The following is a 21,587-nucleotide window of genomic DNA, read 5'->3' as shown; positions in this document are numbered from 1 at the left end:
TGGCGTACGGCAAGTGAGCAGCGGCGTGGGAAGGGGTGGGATAGACATGGATTCGGCAACCAAGGTGTCTGCAACCCGCTCGGAGGCCACTGTTTTCCTCGTTGCGGCGCTGGTGGCAATGTACGCCGTCAGTCAGTTCCTGCGCAATTCCATTGGGGTTATCGCCAGCGATCTGGCGAGGGAATTGTCCCTCTCCGCCACGCAGACCGGTCTTCTGTCGAGCGCTTTCTTCCTCACCTTCGCGACGGTTCAGGTCCCGATCGGGATCCTCATCGACCGCTTCGGCCCCAAACGCATCATGCTCGCAACGGCCGTGATCGCGGTGGCCGCCACGGCGATGTTCGCCATGGCGCCCTCGGCCTCCCTGCTGATCGCCGCCCGGGCCCTGATGGGGCTCGGCTGCTCCACCTTCTTCATGGCGCCCCTCGTCATCTATGCGCGGCGCTTCCCGCCGCAGCGATTTGCCGGTCTGACGAGCATTCAGATGGGTGGCGCCAATCTCGGCACGCTCGCGGCCACGGCGCCCCTGGCGGCATCGGCGGCGGCCATCGGCTGGCGCAGCTCGTTTGTGATCGTCGCGGCGCTCACGGTCGCCGCGATGCTGGTGATCATGGTCGCGGTGCCGAAGGATGCCGGCAGCGCCGGGAAGCGGGAAAGCTGGGGCGAGGCTTTGAAGGGCGTGGCCTCGGCCGCGCAGGTGCCGTCCTTCTGGCGCGTGTTCTTCATGCACCTGACCACTTATTCGTGCTTCGTTTCCATCATCGGTCTCTGGGGCGGGCCCTGGCTGGCGGACGTGCACGGGGCCGACCTCGCCACGAAGGGGCGGATCCTCCTGCTCGGGGCCGGAGCCCAGATCTGCGGGATGCTCCTTTGGGGAGCGACCGACCGGTTCCGGGGCAGCTACAAGAAGCCGGTTCTCATCGGCGGCCTTGCGGTGGTCGCGATGATCGCGGTCCTGGTTTTCGCGCCCCTCGATCTGAGCCTGATTCCGGTCTGGTTCATCCTGTTCGGCTTGAGCGTGTCGTTCACGCCCATTCTGACCTCGCACGGGAAATCCCTGTTTCCGCCCCATCTGACGGGCCGGGGCATCACGCTCATGAATATCGGCACCATGGGCGGCGCGTTCCTGTCTCAAAGCGTCACGGGCATCCTGATCGACGCCATGGGACGCTCGGGAAGCGGGGGCTATGCGGCGGAGGGATATCGGCTCGTCTTCGCAGCCCTGGGCGGCTGGCTGCTCCTGAGCCTGTTCATTTATGGCAGGGCTATTGACCCTCATCCCAACAGATATGCGCCTAAAGCATAACGAGGCGCGATTTTTTTGTTGATTTTTGTGCGGCGCGAAGGCAATATTGCAGTGCGATATGGCGATGGCGTCGCCTTGTCGTAGCCCTTCTTGGGCGTTTCCTCCCTAAACTTCGGGCTGCCGGCGACGGCGGCCTTTTTTCTTTTTCGGGCCGCGCTTCGGGCGGGCGAGAGCATCGAACGCGGGAAGTGGGAACCGGTTCTGCGTGAAAAGATGCTCGAAAACAGAGGCTTACAGCATCACTCCGCCGCGATGCGCCGGGTCGTCAGCTCCCCTTCAATGTCGCCGATGACCTGATGGAAGGCCTGGAACAGATCCTCCGCCAGAATCGCGAAGCCCGCCCTTTTCGCCATGCTGCGCTCCTCCATGTAGAGCGCCCGGTTGATCTCCACCTGCAGAGCGTGCCGTCCGAGGGCCGGCTCCCCGTAATGCTCGGTGATGAAGCCGCCCGCGTAAGGCTTGTTGCGCACCACTGCATAGCCGCGCTCCCTCAGGGCCGCCTCGACGATGTCGATGAGCAGGCCCGCGCAGGAGGTGCCGTATCGGTCGCCGAGGACGATATCGGCCCTCGTGCCGTCATCCCGGCTTACGCTCGAAGAGGGCATGGAGTGGCAATCGATGAGAACCGCATGGCCGAAGTGATCCGCGGTGCGGCGCACGACCTGGCGCAAGGTCCGGTGATAGGGCTTGTAGAGCCATTCGATCCGGTGAAGCGCTTCATCGACCGGGAGGCGTGCGTGATAGATCTCCTGCCCGTCGGCGACGATGCGGGGGATGGTTCCGAGGCCTCCCGCCACCCGCATGGAGCGGGTATTGGCGAAGGGCGGCAGGCGGCCGTCGAACATCCGGGAATCGAGTTCGTAGGGCTCCCGGTTGAGATCCAGATAGGCTCGCGGGAAGCGCGCCGCCATCAGGGGAGCGCCCAGCTCCGTGACCGAGGCAAAGAGCTCGTCGACATAGGCGTCCTCCGACCGGCGCAAGGCCACGGCGTCCAGGCGGGACGCCGCCAGGAAGGAGGCCGGGTAGACGGCGCCCGCATGGGGGGCATTGAAGACGAACGGAATCGTCTGTGCCGCAGGCTCATTCAGGACAAAAGGGGGATCGAACTCGTCGACGATGGCTGGCCGCATGAAAACTGGCTATTCTGAAATGAAGATCGGCTTTTTCGGTAGTGTACGGCAGCGGCGCCGCCTGTCCACGACAATATGGTGGGGGCGCTGCGTCGTTCTTTCACGGGTTATTTACCCGGCGGGAGCATGAAAGGCTCCTGAGATCATTCGCCACGATTCGGGGCTTGGCAGCCGATGAAGATTCTTCTTGCCGAAGACGACAACGATATGCGGCGCTTTCTTGTGAAGGCGCTGGAGAACGCAGGCTACGAGGTGGCCCCGTTCGACAATGGGCTTTCCGCCTATAACCGCCTGCGCGAGGAGCCTTTCGAGCTTCTCCTGACGGATATCGTCATGCCCGAGATGGACGGAATCGAGCTGGCCCGCCGGGCCACCGAGCTCGACCCGGACATCAAGGTCATGTTCATCACCGGTTTTGCCGCCGTGGCCCTGAATCCGGATTCTCAGGCTCCGAAGGATGCGAAGGTGCTTTCCAAGCCCTTCCACCTGCGCGACCTCGTCAGCGAAGTCGACAAAATGATGGCAGCCTGAAAAAGGTTGCTCATCATGACTTGCGCATATGCCCAGTTCTGGGTATATCGCCCCCCACAGCCGAGACGGGACGTCAAACATCACCGTTTCCCGGGCGCGTAGCTCAGCGGGAGAGCACTACGTTGACATCGTAGGGGTCGCTGGTTCGATCCCAGCCGCGCCCACCATTTCTTTTTCCGGCCTTCCCGAAGGGCCGCAGGAGACCGGATATGAAGATCCGTAACTCGTTGAAGTCGATCCGCGGCCGTCACCGCGACAACCAGCTGGTGCGTCGCAAGGGCCGGGTCTACATCATCAACAAGACCCAGAAGCGCTACAAGGCCCGTCAGGGCTAAGTCGGGCGCGGCGATCCCGCGCACGCTTTTATGAATTGACCGCGCATGCCGGGATCCTAAAATCCCGGCATGCGTTTTTTTGCGTTCCTGCTGACCGCATCGCTGAGCCTGGCCGCGTATCCCTCGGATGCGCAGGAGGCCGCTCGACCCCATTCGCCTCCGGCGAAGGAGCAGCCGCCAAAGCCCAAGCCCGTCACGCTCGACGACCTGTTCGACCGCCTCTCCAAGGCCGGTTCGGAGCGCGAGGCGGAGGGCATCTCGAACCTGATCGAGCGGCGATTCGCCCGTTCCGGCTCCGATACGGCGGACCTGCTCCTCGGCCGGGCCACCGAGGCCTTCGAGAAAAAGGAGTTCCCCCTCGCCATCGAGCTGCTCGACCGGGTGCTGGCCCTTCAGCCGAACTGGGCGGAGGCCTGGTATCGCCGGGCGACGGTGTTCTATCAGCTCGACGATCCGGTCGGGGCCATGGCGGATCTCAGCCGGGCGCTCACGATCGAGCCGCGCCATTTCAACGCCTGGACCGGACTCGGCCACATCCTGATGGCTTCCGACGACAAGGCGCGGGCGCTCGAGGCCTATCGGCACGTGCTGACGATCAATCCGCAACAATCGAGCGTGAAGACGATCGTGGACCGCCTCAGCCCCGACGTGGACGGGCAGGATCTCTAACGCATCGTGCGAAAAAGTGGCCCCGGTTTTTCGCTCCGAACGATGCGCTCCCTCCAAGACGGGAGCATCGGATTCGATCTCAAAAGTGGATTCCACTTTTGAGATCGAATCCGATGCCCTAGCCCGCGTTTCACGATGAGCCACGTTCTCGGCCTCCTGGCTGCATTTTTTCTTCTTGCCGTGGCCGGGGCGGCGTTTACCGGCATCCACACCTGGATCATCGGGCGCCGCTATCCACCGACGGGCCGGTTCATCGAGGTCGCGGGTTCGAAGCTGCATTACCGGGACGTCGGACCCGAGGGCCCGCCGCGCGGCACCATCGTCCTCCTCCATGGCGCGTCGTCCAACCTCGCCGAATCGATGTTCGGCCTCGGCTCACACCTTGCACGGCGCTACCGGGTCCTGGCCTTCGACCGGCCCGGTCATGGCTGGAGCGAGCGGAAGGGGGGCTTGAGCGAAGCCGAGCCCGCGCGCCAGGCGGCCCTGATCGCCGAGGCCTTGCGTCGGCTCCATGTGCGTAACGCGGTCATCGTCGGGCATTCCTGGTCTGGCACCCTCGTGCCGCATTTCGCCCTCGATCATCGTGATGTGACGGGGGCCATCGTCATCCTGGCGGGAATCACCACGCCCTGGCCGGGCGGCTATACCGGCTGGTATCGGCGGCTGATCGCATCCTGGGCGGGATGGCTCGCCATGCGCACGTTCGCGGTGCCTGTCACGCTCGCGTTGCGGCCGTGGTTGAAGAGGAAAACCTACGCTCCGCAGATGCCGACCCCGGGCATCGTTCAGAACGGCTTCATTCCGCTCGCCTTCCGGCCACGCGCCTACGAGGCGAACATGCAGGACTTCGCCGTCATGTACGATGCCGTCGTTCGCCAAAGCCCCCGCTATGCCGACATCCGCATGCCGGTCCTCGTCATCGCCGGAGAATGCGACGAGATCGTCTGGACCGATCTGCACAGCCGCTCCTTCGCGAATGCGGTTCCCGGCGCCGAGCTCATCCTGCTGCCGGGCATCGGGCACATGCCGCAATATGCCGATGGACAGCGGGTTCTCGCGGCCATCGAGGCCCTGGCCGAGCGGATCTCGGATTCGTCCGTCGTCCTCGCGGGAAAGGGCAGGGCGGGGGAGGGCAGAGGCGGTGAAACCGGATGAGTGATGAAGCCGGCCTGCTTCCTCGTCGCGCCCGGCCTTGAGCCGGGCATCCATGTCTTGCGAAAAGCTGTTCTTGGGAAAAGCTGTCAGCTCCAGCATCGGACGCGAAAAGTGGATTCCACTTTCGGGTCCGATGCTCCTTCTCGGAGGAGCGTATCAGGCCTGGGCGGCATGCTCCTGGTTGATGAAGGCGATGCGCACCATGTTGGTGGCGCCCGGCGTCCCGAAGGGAACGCCTGCCACGATGATGATGCGGTCGCCCACGTCCGAATGGCCCTCGCGCACGGCGAACTTGCAGGCGCGGAAGGCCATGTCGTCGATGTCGCTCGCGTCCTTGGTGCGGATCGAGTGTACACCCCAAACGAGTGCGAGACGGCGGGCCGTGTCCTGGCTCGGCGTGAGCGCGATCACCGTCGAGTTCGGCCGTTCGCGTGCGATGCGGAAGGCCGTGGAACCGGACGAGGTCCAGGCGGCGATCGTCTTGAGGTTGAGCGTATGCGCGATCTGATGCGCACCGGCCGCGATCGCGTCCGAGCCGGTCGCTTCCGGCTCGGTGTTGAGGGTGCGCATGATGGACCAGTAGTTCTGATCCTGCTCCACCTCCTCCGCGATCCGGCTCATGGTGGCGACCGCATCGACGGGATACTGACCCGAGGCGCTTTCGGCCGAGAGCATCACGGCGTCGGCGCCGTCATAGACGGCGGTCGCCACGTCGGAGACCTCCGCGCGGGTCGGAACCGGCGAGGTGATCATGGATTCCAGCATCTGCGTCGCCACCACCACGGGCTTGCCGAGGCGCCGCGCCGCGCGGACGATGCGCTTCTGGATGCCGGGCACCTTTTCGAGCGGCATCTCCACGCCGAGGTCGCCGCGGGCGACCATGACGGCGTCCGAAATCTCCATGATCTCGTCGAGACGCGTGATCGCCTGAGGCTTTTCGAGCTTGGACATGACGAGCGCGCGTCCGCGCGCAACCTTCTTCACCTCGGCCACATCCTCGGGACGTTGCACGAAGGACAGCGCGATCCAGTCGACGCCCGCATCGAGGGCCGCTTCGAGATCCGAGCGATCCTTCTCGGTCATGGCGGCGACGGGGATCGTCGTGTCCGGCAGGCTCACGCCTTTGCGGTTCGAGATCTTGCCGGCCACCTCCACGATCGTCGTGGCAGAGCCCTGTTTCACGCTCTTGACGCGAAGACGCAGCTTGCCGTCGTCGATAAGCACCGTATGGCCGGGCTCCAGGGAGGAGAGGATCTCGGGGTGAGGCAGATGGACACGCTCCGTCCCACCCAGCGCCGGGTCGGCGTCGAGCGTGAAGGTCTGTCCCGGCTTCAGCATGACGCTGTCGCCCTCGAATGCGCCCACGCGCAGCTTCGGACCCTGCAGGTCGGCCAGGATCGCGATGGGGCGCTTGAACTTCGCCTCCACCGCCCGGATCATCGCCACACGCTCTTTCAGTTTTTCGCGCGGCAGATGGCTCATGTTCAGGCGGAACACGTCGGCGCCCGCCTGGAACAACTTCTCGATCATTTCCTGAGACTCGGAGGCCGGTCCGAGAGTTGCGAGAATTTTCGTGCGCCTTGAGCGTCTCATGGCTGTGCCCCCCCTGGGCGATTCGTCTCTGTCAGCTGGATGGTCCAGCTCTTCTGTTCACCGGTATCGACTTCGAAGAAGCCGCTGCGATCAAAGCCTCGTGCAAGGCAATCTTCCGTGCCGCGGATCGTGAATTCCCGCTCGCGGGTGCACATGAAGGAGCGTCCGCTCCATTCCCCGCCCCGGTCGTAATCGATGGCGTAGATATAATAGAAGCGGCCGCCGAGCTGCCCTTTGAGCAGGGTTTCGCATCCACGGGCGTTCAGGTTCCACCAGCCCTCCGTCACCCATCCCTGCGGATCCCGGTAACCGAGGGCGACGCCGACGCGGCTCGACGTCATGTTGCACAGACGCAGATCCGCGCGTGCCGGAGAGGCCGCGAGGACGAGGCCGCCCAGCGCGGCCGCCATCAGTGCAAGGCTTCGCAGCCGCCGGGAAGCCGAGGGAAGTGTCAAAACCTTCATGGACGTCGATTCGGTCAACGGGTCAGGAATGAAATCGCACAATGCTTCGAGAACTATGTCGAATCCTTGTCGGCCAGAAGACGCATTGCATCAAGACCCAAAAGGCGCCCTTCGAGACATTTAGCCCGCTAAAAAATCGCGGGCGCCGTCTTGGGATCTCCCTGCGAGGCATTTCCCCCTTGTTCGAAGAGGACTGGAGAGGGCTGGGGGGCGCTCATGCGGCCTCGTTTTCCGGGCGGGCGACCCAAATTCCCAGGAGGATCAAGGCGCCTCCCAGGCTCTGGATCAGAGTGAGCGGCTCGCCGAGAATCACCCAGCCGAATACCGCCGCCGCAATCGATTCAAGGAAGATGACGAGGGACGAGAAGACCGGGGGCAGGATCCCGAGAGCGATGGAGAGCAGGCCCTGGCCGCCCGCATGGCTGACATAGGACATGGCGAACAGCGCCGCCGCTCCCTGCCAGGTCTGCGGCATGATGCGGTTTTCGAAGACGAGCGCGACCACGAGAAGAAGGGCCGCCGTGATGAGACTGGTCTCGAAGGTGACCCGCGCGGCTCCCGCCGTCTTGCGCGCTTTGCTCGCGACGATGAAGTAGAGGCCGAAGAAGAAAGCCGTGGCGAGGCCGAGAAGATCGCCCGTGAGACGGGCCGGATCGGCATGCATGCTCTGGCCGATGAGAGCGGCGCCGCCCAGAAGGCACAGTCCCAGGCCCACGAAGGTGCCGCGCGAAACCTTCTGCCGCAGCACCAGCCACACCACCAGCACCACCACGAGGGGCGCCATGGTGGCGAAGAAGGTCGCATTGGCGACCGTGGTCTTGAGGATGGCGAGGTGCCAGACCAGAAGGTCGCCCGTGAAGACGAGGCCTCCCAGGATCGCGGCCCGGGAGAAGGGGACCCGCGGCGCATCGGCGGGCGCCTTTCGCTCTTCCAGCCGCATCCAGGCATAGAGCAGGGGCAGACAGAGGGAAACGCGCCAGAAGGCGCTGGTGAAGGGACCCACATCGGCCGGAGCCCCGCTCACGCCGGCAGAGGCGAAACGCACGAAAATGGGGGAAATGCCCATGGCGACCGCGCCCAGGCAAAGGGCCGCGAAAGCGGTGACGAAGCCGGACTCGGACCGTGCCGGAGTGGAGATAGAGGACATCTTTTGATCGCCAGGTCGTTGCGCGGATGGTCGCGTTGTCAGGGGGCGGCGCGCAGGGTAAGGGTTTTCCTCTGCCAATCAACGTCTTGTTTCACACTTTAAGCCATGTCCGCTTCTGCCGCGCTCAAGAGCGCCGACCCCGCCCTTGAGCCCCATCCTGTCGAGATCCTCGAGGGAACTCTCGAATCCGGCATTCTTCTCCTCTGCGACCATGCATCCAATGCCGTGCCGCCCGATCTCGGCGACCTCGGCCTGCCGGCCGGCGAGTTCGAGAGGCATATCGCCTACGACATCGGGGCGGCCGCCGTCACCCGCTCGCTGGCTCGCCGCCTCGACGCTCCGGCGATCCTCACCCGGTTCTCACGCCTCGTCATCGACCCCAACCGGGGGCGGGACGACCCGACCCTGGTCATGCGCCTGTCCGACGGAGCGGTCGTGCCGGGGAACGCCAAGGTGGACGAGGCGGAGATTCAAAGACGCATCGAACGCTTCTACGATCCTTACGATGCGGCCATCTCGGACGCCGTTCACAAAGCCATGGCGTCGGGCCATCCGCCGGCGATCGTGACGGTGCACAGCTTCACCCCGGTCTGGCGCGGCTGGCCGCGCCCCTGGCACGTGGGCATCCTGTGGGATGCGGACGATCGCTATGCCCGGCCTCTCCTGGAGGGCCTCGCGGCCGAGAAAGGACTCGTCGTCGGCGACAACGAGCCCTATGATGGGGCCCTCGCCGGCGATACGGTCGACCGGCATGCCACGATCCGCGGCCTGGCCAATGCGCTGATCGAGATCCGGCAGGACCTGATCGCCTCGGACGAAGGGGCGGAGGAATGGGCTGAGCGCTTCGCCCGGCTCCTCAAGCCCCTGGCGACGCGGTCGGAACTGCGCAAGCCGGCGATCTTCGGAACGCGGACCCGCGAGCGCTTGCGCCAACACTGAAGAGGGGGAGGGCTCATGAAGGACCTCGACGATGCGACCCGCACCGAACTGGAGGCCGCCGCCTTTCGCAGGCTGTTGGAGCACCTGCGGGAACGCACCGATGTCCAGAACATAGACCTCATGAACTTGGCTGGCTTTTGCCGGAACTGCCTGTCCAACTGGCTCAAGGATGCCGCCGATGCCAGGCAGGTGCCCCTCTCCAAGGACGAGAGCCGGACATATGTTTACGGCATGCCATACGAAGAGTGGAAAACGCGCCACCAGAAGGACGCGTCCCCCGCGCAGCTCGACCAATTCGAGAAATCGAAGCCGGGGCATTAAACCCACTTCAACCAAATCGACGATAACACTGGCGCCAACGCCATCAATTCAGGGGCTTCATCATGGATGACGCAGCTTTCAACACCGAATCCGTCGCAGCCGATCAGCTGAAGGCCTTCATCGAGCGTATCGAGCGTCTCGAGGAGGAGAAGGCCGGAATCGCCGGGGACATCAAGGACGTCTATGCCGAGGCCAAGGGCAACGGGTTCGACACCAAGGTGCTCCGCAAGATCATTTCCCTCCGCAAGCGCGACTATGCCGAGCGCCAGGAGGAAGAGGCCATTCTCGAACTCTATATGCAGGCGCTCGGGATGGTCTAAAGCCTCGGACGCGGGAAGTGGATTTGCACTTTTGGGTCCGATGCTCTCGGGCGAAGCCTAAGGACCCGCAGATCCTCTACCCAGATGGGAGTTGACCTTCTGACGTAAGGGAGCTTCAAATCCTTCCTGGGAGCGTCGAGAACCGGCCGGGATCACGCGCGTGTGGAAACCCCAGGCCGGATGGCGCCCCCGCCGCGGGGGGCTCTTTCGTGATTCCGGTATCATTGTCGGCAGGTGCCTCTGCCGACCGTATCAGAGCGCTTTATGCTCCGATCGCGACATTGCTCGATTCCCTCGGTGTCGCCGTCTACATCCTCGATACGGACGATCGGGCCGTGCTCTGGAACGACACGTTCCTGCACTTCTTCCCGGAGCATGCCGGGCATGTCGCGATCGGAGAGCACTACAGCGAGAACCTGCGACGATTTTACGCACTTCGGCTGGACGAAGACGAAGTCCAGTTCATCGACGAGTATATCGAACGCAGCATCACGCGACACCGTTCCGATCATCCCCCCTACGTCTTCAGGCACCGTGAGCGCTGGGTTCGCGTCGCGGTTCACCCTCTCGACGGCGTGGGAAAGATGAGAGCCTGGACCGAAGTGCCGATGCCGCAGCGCCGAAGCCGCGGATTCTTCCTTCCTGCCAATGCGCCTCCGGAACTTGCGCATCTGACATCCATGGAGAACATGCCGGATCCGATCGTCGTGCTCGATCGCAACAACATCATCGTCTCCTGCAACGATCTGTTCCGCTCTCTCTACGAGGTGCCGCCGGAGCAGGATCTTGCGGGTCAGGCTCTCGAAAAGCTCATTCAATCCCTATGGCAGCGGCACCCGGAGGAGGGCGGCGGCGAGCACTACGAGAAAGCCGTACGGCCCATCCTGCAGGACGACAAGCGCTTTGCCGGCGTCGCTTATGAAGTTCCGCTTCCGAAAAACCGATGGGTTCGCATCGTCGAACAGCGCAGCCGCGAGGGACTGAGAACCTGCGTGCATTTCGACATCACCCGCTACAACCGGGAGAGACAGGCTCTCGAACTGGCCGAGAGCCAGGCGCGGGCGCAGGAGGCGCGCTTCCGGGCCGTGATCGAGCGTTCGCCGGTGGGCATGAGCATCGCGTCGGATGACGGGACGATCCTTGAAGCCAATGAAGCCTACGGGCGGTTTCTCGGATATGCCCCGGGAGAGCTGATCGGGAAGAAGCTCTGGGATTTCATGGAGCCGGAGGAAGCGCGCTCCGCCCGCGCCGTCATGGCCGAACTCGTCACGGGAAAAAGCCTGTCCCTTGAGCGGGAAACCCGGTTCATCCATCGGGATGGGTCCCTCAGGTGGGCCCTGCAATCGGCGGTGCATTTCAGCAATGGCGGATCCGATGGCGAGATGATCAGCCAGCTTCAGGATCTGACGGCGCGCAAGCACGCGGAGAGCGAGCGCGATGCGCTCCTGTCCGATCTCGCCTATCGGGCCGCCCATGACGGCCTCACGGGACTGCCCAACAGAACCGCGTTCGAAGACGCGCTGAGTTCCGCCATGAAGGCTGCACAGGCCGGCAATCGTCCGCACGCGTTGTGCTTTATCGATCTCGACGGCTTCAAGGGCGTCAACGATGCGGCCGGGCACGTCGCCGGCGATCAGGTGCTTCGCATGGTTGCGGCGACCCTGAAGCAGCACATCCGTCCGATGGATTTTCTGGCGCGGCTCGGTGGCGACGAGTTCGGCCTGATCCTTTACGACGCCGATCTCGATAGTGGAATTGCATGCGTCTCCACTCTCATCAAGGCCATCTCGACAACGAACTTCGTCTGGAGCGACAGGAGCTTCGTCCTTGGCTTGAGCGTCGGGGTCACGGAAGTCACCAACCAGGATCTTTCCATCGACAGGCTTCTAAGGCGTGCCGACGAGGCCTGCTACAGAGCCAAGCGGGCCGGCAGGAATCTGGCTGTCGTCGCCTGAATGTCTCGGCCACGCCCGCGGCCGGGAGTCGAGCTGCGCCACTACGCATGGCGGCATCCTTTCGTCGATTCTCCGGCAGGGCGGCGTGACCATGCCGCGTAAGGATGACGGTTGCGTTTAAGCCTTTCTTTAAGTGCGGAAAATTATCGTTGCTTCCGGCATTTTGAGCCTCCCCGCATTGTTCTGATGAAAACGACGGTTGACAGAAATTTTATTATCATGGGGAAGGAAAAGACATCGGATCCGCACGCTCTCCTAAGCGGGGAGACGTCTCGGATCGTTATCGATGCGGTGCCGCACATGGTCTGGCTCGTCACCGCCGATGGCCGCAGGAACTCCTACAACAAGCGCTGGCATGAATTCACCGGCATCTTTCATCCGGTCGTCGGAGAAGCCTGGCTCGACCTCGTCCATCCGGATGATCGCGAGGGCGTCCTTGCGACCTGGAGGAATGCGCTCGCGACGGCATCGGATTACGAGAACGAGCATCGGCTCCTTCATCACTCGGGCGAATACCGGTGGGTTCTGTGCCGGGGCGGTCCGGTTCGCGGCCCGCAGGGCCAGGTCGAGCGGTGGGTCGGCACCTACACGGATATCCAGGGCTGGAAAGAGGCCGAGCAAGCCTTGGCCGAGAGCGAGGAGAGGTACCGTGCCCTCGTCGAGGCCACGGCGGCGATCGTCTGGCGTGCGTCGCCAGACGGCTCGATCCTGTCCGGATGGGGCTGGGAGGAGTTCTGCGGCCAGCGGCCGGAGGCCTATGCAGGCGATGGCTGGCTCGACGCCGTGCATCCGGAGGATTCCGAAACTCTGATGCAAGTCTGGCTCGATGCCCTGGCATCCGCCGAAACGCTGGAGACGGAATTTCGGGTCAGGCACAGGAGCGGCGAGTTTCGCTGGGTCGTGTCGCGCGCCACTCCGTTGAAGCATCCCGACGGTTCGGTTCGGGAATGGGTCGGGACCGTTACGGACATTCATGACCGAAGACGGGCCCAGGACACGTTGAGGAGGAGCGAGGAAAGGCTGCGTCTTGCCGCCGAGACGACCTCCGCGGGCATCTGGGACATGGATCTCGTCACCGGCTGCGTCGAATGGACCGCCGAGACGAGAGAGATCCTGGGGATTGCGCCGGACGTCCCGGCCTCCGCCGAACGCTTCGTCGAGCGGATCCATCCCGACGACCTTGCCAGCGTCGAAGCCAAGATCTTCGTCGATGTGCCGGGCAAGGGGCCGCGTTACAGCGGCGTCTTCCGCATCATCCGGGCGGATACCGGGCAGGTGCGATGGATCTCATCGAGCGCCCGAACGGTGCTCGATGCGAGCGGACGGGCCATCCGCAAGGTCGGAATGATACAGGACGTGACACAGCGCAAGCTGTCCGAGGATGCGCTCTTCGCGGCGGACGAGCGACTGAGACTGGCCATGCAGGCGGGACGGATGATCGCCTGGGAGCATGACCTCGAAACCGACCATATCACCCGCTCGGCCAACGCGATCGAGCTGCTGGGCATCGGATCCGGGCCCCTGTCGCAGTTCATCGAGAACGTTCCCCATGAGGACCGGCTCGCACGGGAGCGGTTCATCGAGAGGATCGGCACGACGGGCTGGGATACCATGGAATTCCGGTACCGGTTGCCGGCCGGAAAGACGCTGTGGCTGGCCTCGCGTGGAGAGTGGGCGGGCCCCAATCGCGTGGTAGGCGTCACGTTCGACATCACGGAGCGCAAGGCTGCGGAGGAGGAGGTCTGGCGCTCCGCAAATCATGATGGGCTCACCGGACTGCCCAATCGCGTCCTGTTCCAGCGCCGTCTCGATTCCGCCCTCAAGGAGGCCACGCGGAACGGCACCTGCGTCAGCCTGCTGATGATCGACCTCGACGATTTCAAGGACGTCAACGATACGCTCGGCCATGACGCGGGCGATATGCTGTTGAAGGAAACGGCGGACCGCCTGTCGGTGATGATGCGGGACCAGGACACCGTCGCCCGCATCGGCGGAGACGAGTTCGCCGTTCTGGTCGTCGAGCCGTTGCGGTTGAGTCATGCCGCCAACCTGGGCGAGATCATCCTGAAAAGGCTGCGCCTTCCGTTCATGTATGCGGGAAGAGCGCTCATGAACCGGGCGAGCATCGGTGTCGCGGCTTATCCGGATCACGATTCCGAGCCGGTCGAACTCATGAAGGATGCGGATATCGCCCTTTATCGTGCGAAGGCGGAAGGGCGCGGCCGCGTCGTGACCTACGATCCCGAGATGCGGCTCGTCACGGAGCAGCGGCTGGCTCTGGGGCGGGACGTGCGAGAGGCGATCTCCCAGGATCAGTTCGTGCCTTTCTACCAGCCCAAGGTTTGTCTTTCGAGTGGAAGGATCGTCGGCCTCGAGGCGCTTGCCCGCTGGCAGCATCCGGACAAGGGCATTCTCGAACCGGGCGTGTTCGGCGCCGTGTTCGAGGATCCTGAACTTGCGCCCGTGATCGGCAAGAGGCTGATCGGGAAGGTCGCATCCGATATGCGCCGATGGCTGGACGGAGGTTGCCAGTTCGGCCGCGTGGCCTTCAATCTGTCCTCCGTGGAGTTCAACCAGCCGAGCATGGCGGATGAAGTCATTCGCATACTCAACCTGGTGAAGGTTCCGGCGCGATGCTTCGAGATCGAGGTGACGGAGCGGGTTCTGCTCGACGGGCAGTTCGATCTGGTGCTGCAAATTCTGGAGCGGTTCCACGAGCATGGTGTCCAGATCGCGCTCGACGACTTCGGAACCGGGTATGCGTCGCTGACGCATCTCAAGCGATTTCCCGTCGGCCACATCAAGATCGATCACAGCTTCGTCGCCGACCTTGAAGAGGACGAGGACGATGCCGCCATCGTGGAGGCCGTGATCGGCCTCGGCAGGAGCTTGGGCCTTCATGTCACGGCCGAGGGAGTCGAGACCGAAGGACAGGTCGAGCGGCTTCGGAGGATGGGGTGCCACAGCGCTCAAGGCTATTTTTACGCAAGGCCGATGTCCGCTGCGCAGATAACCGAGCTGCTCGATGGGTGGCCGGTCGGTTGCAGGGCCGCGCTCTCCCGCATCTGAGAGAAGGCCCGCGCTTCATCCTCGTTCCGCTCACGAGGATATCGGGTTGCAGCCGTAGGGCATGCGCATCGTGCGGACCCGGCAGGCCGAGCTAACCCATGTCTATTTGGTCGTGCCGCCCTCGCCATCGTCTTGACGGTTCCGCGCCGCACGTGCTTCGTTTCGCATTCGCTTCATGCTCGAAGCGGTACGGAAACGAAATCTCGAGTCATGCATCAGATGCTCACGCCCCGGCAGCAGGAAATCGTCGACCTCGCCCGTCTGCAGGGACGCGTCAATGTGGATGATCTGGCCGCTCGCCTCGACGTGACGCAGCAGACGATCCGCAAGGATCTGAACGAACTCTGCGAGCTGCGGCTCATGACCCGGGTCCATGGCGGCGCCATCATCGCGTCGGGCGTCGAGAACGTGGCCTACGAGGCGCGCCGCCTCATCGCCCAGGCGGAGAAGCAGGCGATCGGCGCCGCCACCGCGCGCCTCATTCCCAACAACAGCTCTCTTTTCATCAATATCGGGACGACCACGGAAGAGGTAGCCCGGGCGCTCCTGGACCATGAGGGGCTGCTCGTCATCACCAACAACCTCAATGTCGCCAATCTCCTCTATCGTCATTCCAAGATCGACGTCATCGTGACGGGCGGGCCCGTGCGGCGCTCGGACGGCGCCGTCATCGGAGCGGCCGCCGTCGATATCGTGCGCCAGTTCAAGGTCGACTACGCGGTGATCGGCACATCGGCCATCGACGAGGACGGTTCGCTCCTGGATTTCGACGTCCGCGAGGTGCGCGTGTCCCGCGCGATCATCGACAATGCCCGAAAGGTCGTTCTCGTCGCCGATCATCTCAAGGCGGAGCGATCCGCTCCGGTTCGGATCGGTCACCTTCGGGAGGTCGACATCTTCGTGACCGACGCGCTCGTCTCGCCCCATCTGCGGGAGCTGTGCCATGAGGCTCAGGTCCAGGTGGTGGAAGTCGGACGCTTCGGCGAATAGATCCCCGATGCAGGGTCTTGCGGAAAGCTGTTGCTCTTCCCTTGCGGAAGGCACGGTTACTTAGTGGTACTTGCTTTCACTTTGTGGGGCGCGTAGCCTCAAACGAACATAAAACGAAAATACGGCCGGGGGGCTGAACCGGGAGACGCCTGTGGACTCGCTCGAGGGAGCGACGTTCGACGTCGCGATCGTCGGTGGTGGCGTGAATGGGTGCGGGATCGCACGGGATGCGGCCGGCCGTGGCGCTTCCGTGATCGTCTTCGAGCAGAGCGACCTTGCCGGCGGTACTTCCTCCGCCTCGACGAAGCTCATCCATGGCGGCTTGCGCTACCTGGAGCATTATGAATTCCGCCTCGTCCGCGAAGCTCTCATGGAGCGCGAGGTGCTCTGGAAAATCGCTCCCCATATTGTCTGGCCGCTCCGTTTCGTTCTGCCGCACCATCGGGGATTGCGGCCGCAATGGCTGCTGCGGTTGGGGCTGGCGCTCTACGACCATATCGGCGGCCGAAAGCTGTTGCCGCCGACCCGCACGCTCGATCTGAGGTCCGATCCGGCGGGCGTTCCTCTCAAGCGCGACCTGATGAAAGGCTTCGAATACTCGGATTGCTGGGTCGAGGATTCCCGCCTCGTGGTGCTGAATGCGCGGGACGCGGCGGAGCGCGGTGCGCGGATCCGGACCCGGACCCGCGTCGCACGCGCCGAGCGCTCGGGCTCCTCCTGGGTCGTCACTTGCGAAGACATGCGGACGGGCCGTCAGGAGCGGGTCCGGGCCAAGGCGCTGGTCAACGCCGCCGGCCCATGGGTGGAGAAGGTTCTCAAAGGCGTCGTCCGGTCCGACAGCCCCGCCTCGGTGCGCCTGGTGCAGGGCAGCCACATGGTCGTGAAGAAGATCTTCCGGCACGGGCGGGCCTATATCTTCCAGAACAAGGACAATCGCATCATTTTTGCGATCCCCTACGAAAACGACTTCACGCTGATCGGGACGACCGACCGGGATTATGACGGCGATCCCGCCCTCGTGAGGGCGACCGAGGAGGAGATCCTCTATCTCTGTGACGCGGCGAGCGAGTACTTCAGGGATCCCATTCGCCGGGAGGATGTGGTCTGGACCTATTCGGGCGTGCGTCCGCTCTACGACGACGGCGCATCGAGGGCGCAGGAAGCCACACGCGATTATGTTCTCGTGCTCGAGGCCCCGGAGGGGCAGCCGCCGATGCTGTCCGTCTTCGGCGGAAAGATCACGACCTATCGGCGTCTTGCCGAAGCGGCCCTCGACAGACTCAAGGATCATCTGCCGACCCTGAGGAAGCCCGCCTGGACGGGAGCGTCCGCGCTGCCGGGCGGCGATTTTCCCCGGAACGGCTATGCGGCGTTGGTGGGCGAGGCCTGCGCCGAGTATCCGTTCCTGGAGCGGACCGTGGTGGCGCGGCTCGTGCGCGCCTACGGCACGCGGATCCGCGACGTGGTGGGGAATGCACGATCGATGCACGACATGGGCCGGACCTTCGGGGCCGGCCTCACGCAGCGCGAGGTCGAGTATCTGATCGAACGGGAATGGGCGTTCACGGCCGAGGATGTGCTCTGGCGGCGCAGCAAACTGGGCTTGAGACTCTCCGGCGGACAGGCGGAAGCGCTCGACGGATTCATGCGCGACGCCGCCACGTCGAGCGCGGCCTGAAGGGAGTGCAGATGACGCTTGTCCTCGAAACAGTGTCGAAGAAGGCCGGGGCGTCGGTTCATATCGACGATATCTCCCTGACCCTGGCGCGGGGCTCGCTCAACGTTCTCCTGGGCGCGACGCTTGCCGGAAAGACTTCGCTCATGAGGCTCATGGCCGGGCTCGATGCGCCGACCAGCGGCCGCGTGCTCGTGGATGGAACGGACGTGACCGGCTGGCCCGTGCAACGTCGCAGCGTCGCCATGGTGTACCAGCAGTTCATCAATTATCCCTCGCTCAGCGTTTACGAGAACATCGCCTCGCCGCTGCGCGTCGCGGGCCTGCCCCGTGCCGAGATCGACAGCCGCGTCCGTGATGCGGCAAGGCTTCTCAAGCTCGAACCGTATCTCGACCGAAAGCCGTTGAACCTGTCCGGCGGCCAGCAGCAGCGCACCGCCATCGCGCGGGCCCTGGTGAAGCGCGCGGATCTGGTTCTGCTCGACGAACCGCTGGCCAATCTCGATTACAAGCTGCGCGAAGAACTGCGGGAAGAGCTGCCGCGCGTATTCGCGGCGTCCGGCGCCATCTTCGTCTATGCGACGACGGAGCCGTCCGAGGCCCTTCTGCTCGGCGGCAGCACGGCGACCCTGTTCCAGGGGCGTGTGACGCAGTTCGGCCCTACGCCGCAGGTCTACCGTAAGCCTCAGAACCTCGTCACGGCGCGCGTGTTCTCCGACCCGCCGCTCAACACGCTGACGATCCACAAGGCGGGCGACAGCGCCGTGCTGAGCACGGGCGGGCGAATTCGCGCGACGGAGGCGCTCGCGGACGCGCCCGACGGAGAGTACACCGCAGGCTTCCGCGCTCATCACCTCAGCCTGGATCCGTCGGGAACGGAGGAGATCGCCATTCCTGCCGTCGTCTCGGTGGTCGAGATCACAGGCTCCGAGAGCTATGTGCATCTCGATGCCGGCGAGCACCGGTTCGTGTCGCTGATGCCGGGCGTCCGGCGCTCGGAGCCAGGGACCCCGGTCACGGCCCATCTGAATCCGCGCCATCTCTTTCTGTTCGACCGGACAGGCCGTCTCGCCGCGGCCGGTGCGACGCAGAAGGCCGCGTGAGGAGAGCGCGATGGCCCGCATCACCCTCGACCATCTCGCCCATTCCTATAAGGCCGATCCGCGGACGCCGCACGACTACGCCCTGAAGGAAATCAACCACGTCTGGAGCCAGGGCGGCGCCTATGCGCTGCTGGGCCCCTCGGGCTGCGGCAAGACCACTCTTCTCAACATCATCTCGGGGCTCGTGCGGCCGACCCGGGGCCGCATCCTCTTCGACGACCGTGATGTGACCGACTTGCCGACGGAAGCCCGCAACATTGCACAGGTATTCCAGTTTCCCGTGGTGTACGACACGATGACGGTGCGCGAGAACCTCGCATTCCCGCTGAAGAACCGTCGCGTTCCCAGGGACAGGACGGCCAGGAGGGTCGAGGAGATCGCGCACCTGCTCGACCTCGCCCCCGTTCTCGATCGCAAGGCCAGCAACCTCACGGCCGACATGAAGCAGAAGATCTCGCTCGGGCGCGGCCTCGTGCGCTCCGATGTGGCGGCGATCCTGTTCGACGAGCCGCTCACGGTGATCGACCCGCATTTGAAATGGCAATTGCGCTCCACGCTCAAGGAGATCCATCGGGCGTTGGACATTACCATGATCTATGTCACCCACGACCAGACGGAGGCCCTGACATTCGCCGACAAGGTCGTGGTCATGCACGACGGCGCGGTGGTGCAGACCGGAACGCCGGACGAGCTGTTCGCGCGGCCGGCCCACACGTTCGTCGGCCATTTCATCGGCTCGCCGGGCATGAACGTCCTGCCCTGCCGCGTGGAGGGCGCGACCGCCTATCTCGGCAGCGCACCCGTTGCGCTTCATTGGGGATATGCAGGCCTGACTCAGCACGAGCGCATCGAACTCGGCATCCGGCCCGAATTTGCTGAGCTCCAGCCGAAGGGGAGAGGGCTTCCGGTCCGGATCCGTCGCATTGACGATATCGGGCGTGCGCGCATCGCGCGGGTGGAGCTCGACGGGCGCGCACTCGCGGCGAGCGTCCCGGACAGCTTCGTCATCGGTGACGAGGAGGCTGCGCTTCGACTCGATCCGCGCCATATCCACATCTACGCCGACGGGCGCCTGGTCGCCGGCGAACCGCTGGAAAGGCAGGCCCCATGACGAAGACCGTCAACAACAAGGCCTGGCTGCTGGTCCTGCCGGTCTTTCTCATCGTGGCCTTCTCGGCAGTTCTCCCTCTGATGACCGTCGTGAACTATTCGATGCAGGATACGTTCGGGAACAATCAGTTCTTCTGGAACGGCGTCGGCTGGTTTCAGGAGCTGCTCGATCCCTCGACGGATCTCGGCGGCCGCTTCTTCGATGCGCTCTGGCGCACGCTCCTGTTCTCCGCGATCATCCTCCTGATCGAGGTGCCGCTCGGAATCCTGGTGGCTCTGTCCATGCCGCGGGAGGGTTGGACCGTCGCGCTCTGCCTCGTCCTCATGGCGCTGCCGCTCCTGATCCCGTGGAACGTGGTCGGGACGATCTGGCAGGTCTTCGCCCGTGGCGATATCGGCCTGCTCGGCTGGCTCGTGAACCATCTCGGGATCGACTACAACTATACGGGCGATCCGCTCGATGCATGGATCACCATCGTCGTCATGGACGTGTGGCACTGGACGAGCCTGGTCGCGCTCCTGTGCTACGCGGGACTGAAATCGATCCCCGATGCCTATTATCAGGCCGCGCGCATCGACGGGGCCTCCCGCTGGGCGGTTTTCCGCACGATCCAGCTTCCGAAGATGCGGCGCGTTCTGCTGATCGCGGTGCTGCTGCGCTTCATGGATTCGTTCATGATCTACACGGAGCCCTTCGTCCTCACGGGCGGCGGCCCCGGCAACGCCACGACCTTCCTGTCCATCGATCTGGTGAAACTCGCCCTCGGGCAGTTCGATCTCGGCAAGGCGGCTGCCATGTCGCTCGTCTACAACCTGATCATCCTCGCCATCTGCTGGGTGTTCTACACCATCATGACCAATGTCGATGCACGGAACGAAAGAGCTGAGGCATGACAGATTCCGTCATCATCGGGACGTCGGACATCAAGGCCCAAGCAACGCCCGTCGCGGCGAACAAGGCCCTCGCCGGCCCGCGCGTGAGCGGACGCGCGGCCGTGATGACGCTCTATATCCTGTTCCTCCTGATGCCGATCTACTGGCTCGTGAACATGAGCCTGAAGACCAACATGGAGATCACGTCGGGCCTCACGCTCTGGCCGCAGAATCTCACCTTCGAGAACTACGTCACGATCTTCACGGACAGGAGCTGGTATTCGGGCTACATCAACTCGCTCACCTACGTGCTGATCAACACGATCCTGTCGATCTCCTTCGCGCTGCCGGCGGCCTATGCGTTCTCGCGCTACCGCTTCCTGGGCGACAAGCACCTGTTCTTCTGGCTCCTCACCAACCGCATGGCGCCGCCTGCGGTCTTCGCGCTGCCCTTCTTCAATCTGTACTCGGCCATCGGCCTCTTCGACACGCCGTGGGCCGTGGCCCTGGCGCATTGCCTGTTCAACGTGCCTCTCGCGGTCTGGATTCTCGAAGGCTTCATGTCGGGCGTGCCGCGCGAGATCGACGAGACGGCCGCCATCGACGGCTATTCCTTCCCGCGCTTCTTCGTGAAGATCTTCATGCCGCTGATCGCTTCGGGCATCGGGGTGGCCGCCTTCTTCTGCTTCATGTTCTCCTGGGTCGAGCTGTTGCTGGCGCGCACGCTCACCTCGGTGAACGCCAAACCCATCGCGGCCACCATGACGCGGACCGTGTCCGCCGCCGGCATGGACTGGGGACTCCTGGCCGCGGCGGGCGTGCTCACCATCATTCCGGGCGCGCTCGTGATCTGGTTCGTGCGCAACTACATCGCCAAGGGCTTTGCCCTGGGGCGGGTCTGA

20 protein-coding genes and 1 tRNA gene are annotated in these 21,587 nt (G+C 64.0%); 17 read left to right on the top strand and 4 right to left on the bottom strand.

The genetic code is table 11. The features are described from left to right. Positions 1 to 46: 46 nt before the first annotated feature. Positions 47 to 1,306, top strand: coding sequence for an MFS transporter (locus RE429_RS17840; RefSeq protein ID WP_414472024.1), 1,260 nt, complete (start codon positions 47 to 49; stop codon positions 1,304 to 1,306). 239 nt (positions 1,307 to 1,545) lie between these two features. Here the strand turns inward: RE429_RS17840 and RE429_RS17835 are convergent, their stop codons facing one another. Continuing rightward, a complete protein-coding gene (locus tag RE429_RS17835) occupies positions 1,546 to 2,436 on the bottom strand; it encodes an N-formylglutamate amidohydrolase (protein WP_414472023.1) in 891 nt (296 codons plus the stop codon). A 174-nt stretch (positions 2,437 to 2,610) separates the two neighbouring features. Between RE429_RS17835 and cpdR the strand changes: the two genes are divergently transcribed. The 5 genes from cpdR (at position 2,611) to RE429_RS17810 (ending at position 5,126) form a co-directional block, all read left to right on the top strand. Then, on the top strand, positions 2,611 to 2,967 hold the full coding sequence (cpdR, locus tag RE429_RS17830) for a cell cycle two-component system response regulator CpdR (RefSeq protein WP_047191407.1): 357 nt from the start codon (positions 2,611 to 2,613) through the stop codon (positions 2,965 to 2,967). Between the two features lie 92 nt (positions 2,968 to 3,059). After that, positions 3,060 to 3,134: transfer RNA gene (locus tag RE429_RS17825), tRNA-Val, on the top strand. Positions 3,135 to 3,176: 42 nt separating this feature from the next. Continuing rightward, positions 3,177 to 3,302 (top strand): type B 50S ribosomal protein L36, encoded by a 126-nt coding sequence (gene ykgO, locus RE429_RS17820; RefSeq protein ID WP_009763379.1) that lies wholly within the window; start codon positions 3,177 to 3,179, stop codon positions 3,300 to 3,302. Between the two features lie 69 nt (positions 3,303 to 3,371). Next, complete coding sequence (locus tag RE429_RS17815) at positions 3,372 to 3,971, top strand: tetratricopeptide repeat protein (RefSeq protein WP_414472022.1); 600 nt, start codon at positions 3,372 to 3,374, stop codon at positions 3,969 to 3,971. 135 nt (positions 3,972 to 4,106) lie between these two features. Further along, entirely contained in the window at positions 4,107 to 5,126 is a 1,020-nt protein-coding gene (locus RE429_RS17810) for an alpha/beta fold hydrolase (protein WP_414472021.1), read from the top strand. A 156-nt stretch (positions 5,127 to 5,282) separates the two neighbouring features. On the opposite strand, the gene pyk is transcribed toward RE429_RS17810, so the two are convergent. From pyk to RE429_RS17795, 3 genes are all read right to left on the bottom strand, one after another. Continuing rightward, the gene (gene pyk / locus RE429_RS17805; RefSeq protein ID WP_414472020.1) at positions 5,283 to 6,719 is read right to left on the bottom strand and encodes a pyruvate kinase; all 1,437 of its coding nucleotides are present in this window, start codon (positions 6,717 to 6,719) and stop codon (positions 5,283 to 5,285) included. Further along, positions 6,716 to 7,183, bottom strand: coding sequence for a DUF1036 domain-containing protein (locus RE429_RS17800; protein WP_414472019.1), 468 nt, complete (start codon positions 7,181 to 7,183; stop codon positions 6,716 to 6,718). The genes pyk and RE429_RS17800 overlap by 4 nt, the downstream gene beginning before the upstream one ends. A gap of 214 nt (positions 7,184 to 7,397) precedes the next feature. Beyond that, positions 7,398 to 8,330 carry a DMT family transporter gene (locus RE429_RS17795; RefSeq protein ID WP_414472018.1) on the bottom strand — a complete coding sequence of 311 codons (933 nt, stop codon included), beginning with the start codon at positions 8,328 to 8,330 and terminating at the stop codon, positions 7,398 to 7,400. Positions 8,331 to 8,435: 105 nt separating this feature from the next. Here RE429_RS17795 and RE429_RS17790 point away from each other — a divergent pair, with 105 nt between their 5' ends. The 11 genes from RE429_RS17790 (at position 8,436) to RE429_RS17740 (ending at position 21,587) form a co-directional block, all read left to right on the top strand. After that, entirely contained in the window at positions 8,436 to 9,269 is an 834-nt protein-coding gene (locus tag RE429_RS17790) for an N-formylglutamate amidohydrolase (protein ID WP_414472017.1), read from the top strand. Positions 9,270 to 9,284: 15 nt separating this feature from the next. Next, positions 9,285 to 9,590, top strand: a complete 306-nt coding sequence (locus tag RE429_RS17785) for a DUF1244 domain-containing protein (protein WP_414472016.1) — start codon at positions 9,285 to 9,287, stop codon at positions 9,588 to 9,590. A gap of 62 nt (positions 9,591 to 9,652) precedes the next feature. Then, on the top strand, positions 9,653 to 9,910 hold the full coding sequence (locus RE429_RS17780) for a DUF2312 domain-containing protein (protein ID WP_036361868.1): 258 nt from the start codon (positions 9,653 to 9,655) through the stop codon (positions 9,908 to 9,910). A gap of 281 nt (positions 9,911 to 10,191) precedes the next feature. After that, the gene (locus tag RE429_RS17775; RefSeq protein ID WP_414472015.1) at positions 10,192 to 11,865 is read left to right on the top strand and encodes a diguanylate cyclase; all 1,674 of its coding nucleotides are present in this window, start codon (positions 10,192 to 10,194) and stop codon (positions 11,863 to 11,865) included. A gap of 300 nt (positions 11,866 to 12,165) precedes the next feature. Next, entirely contained in the window at positions 12,166 to 14,934 is a 2,769-nt protein-coding gene (locus tag RE429_RS17770; protein WP_414472014.1) for an EAL domain-containing protein, read from the top strand. 210 nt (positions 14,935 to 15,144) lie between these two features. Further along, positions 15,145 to 15,924: a DeoR/GlpR family DNA-binding transcription regulator gene (locus RE429_RS17765; protein WP_414472013.1), complete on the top strand. Its 780-nt coding sequence runs from the start codon at positions 15,145 to 15,147 to the stop codon at positions 15,922 to 15,924. A gap of 151 nt (positions 15,925 to 16,075) precedes the next feature. Next, positions 16,076 to 17,602, top strand: a complete 1,527-nt coding sequence (gene glpD, locus RE429_RS17760) for a glycerol-3-phosphate dehydrogenase (protein ID WP_414472012.1) — start codon at positions 16,076 to 16,078, stop codon at positions 17,600 to 17,602. An 11-nt stretch (positions 17,603 to 17,613) separates the two neighbouring features. Then, a complete protein-coding gene (locus RE429_RS17755) occupies positions 17,614 to 18,702 on the top strand; it encodes an ABC transporter ATP-binding protein (RefSeq protein ID WP_414472011.1) in 1,089 nt (362 codons plus the stop codon). A 10-nt stretch (positions 18,703 to 18,712) separates the two neighbouring features. Beyond that, positions 18,713 to 19,813 (top strand): ABC transporter ATP-binding protein, encoded by a 1,101-nt coding sequence (locus RE429_RS17750; protein WP_414472010.1) that lies wholly within the window; start codon positions 18,713 to 18,715, stop codon positions 19,811 to 19,813. After that, entirely contained in the window at positions 19,810 to 20,706 is an 897-nt protein-coding gene (locus RE429_RS17745) for a carbohydrate ABC transporter permease (protein WP_370438690.1), read from the top strand. The genes RE429_RS17750 and RE429_RS17745 overlap by 4 nt, the downstream gene beginning before the upstream one ends. Before the next feature lie 104 nt (positions 20,707 to 20,810). Next, a complete protein-coding gene (locus RE429_RS17740; RefSeq protein ID WP_370439378.1) occupies positions 20,811 to 21,587 on the top strand; it encodes a carbohydrate ABC transporter permease in 777 nt (258 codons plus the stop codon).

Origin of the sequence: Microvirga sp. M2 (assembly GCF_047497095.1) — a bacterium.
Classification (GTDB): domain Bacteria; phylum Pseudomonadota; class Alphaproteobacteria; order Rhizobiales; family Beijerinckiaceae; genus Microvirga.
This window is presented reverse-complemented; position numbering and strand designations above follow the sequence as displayed.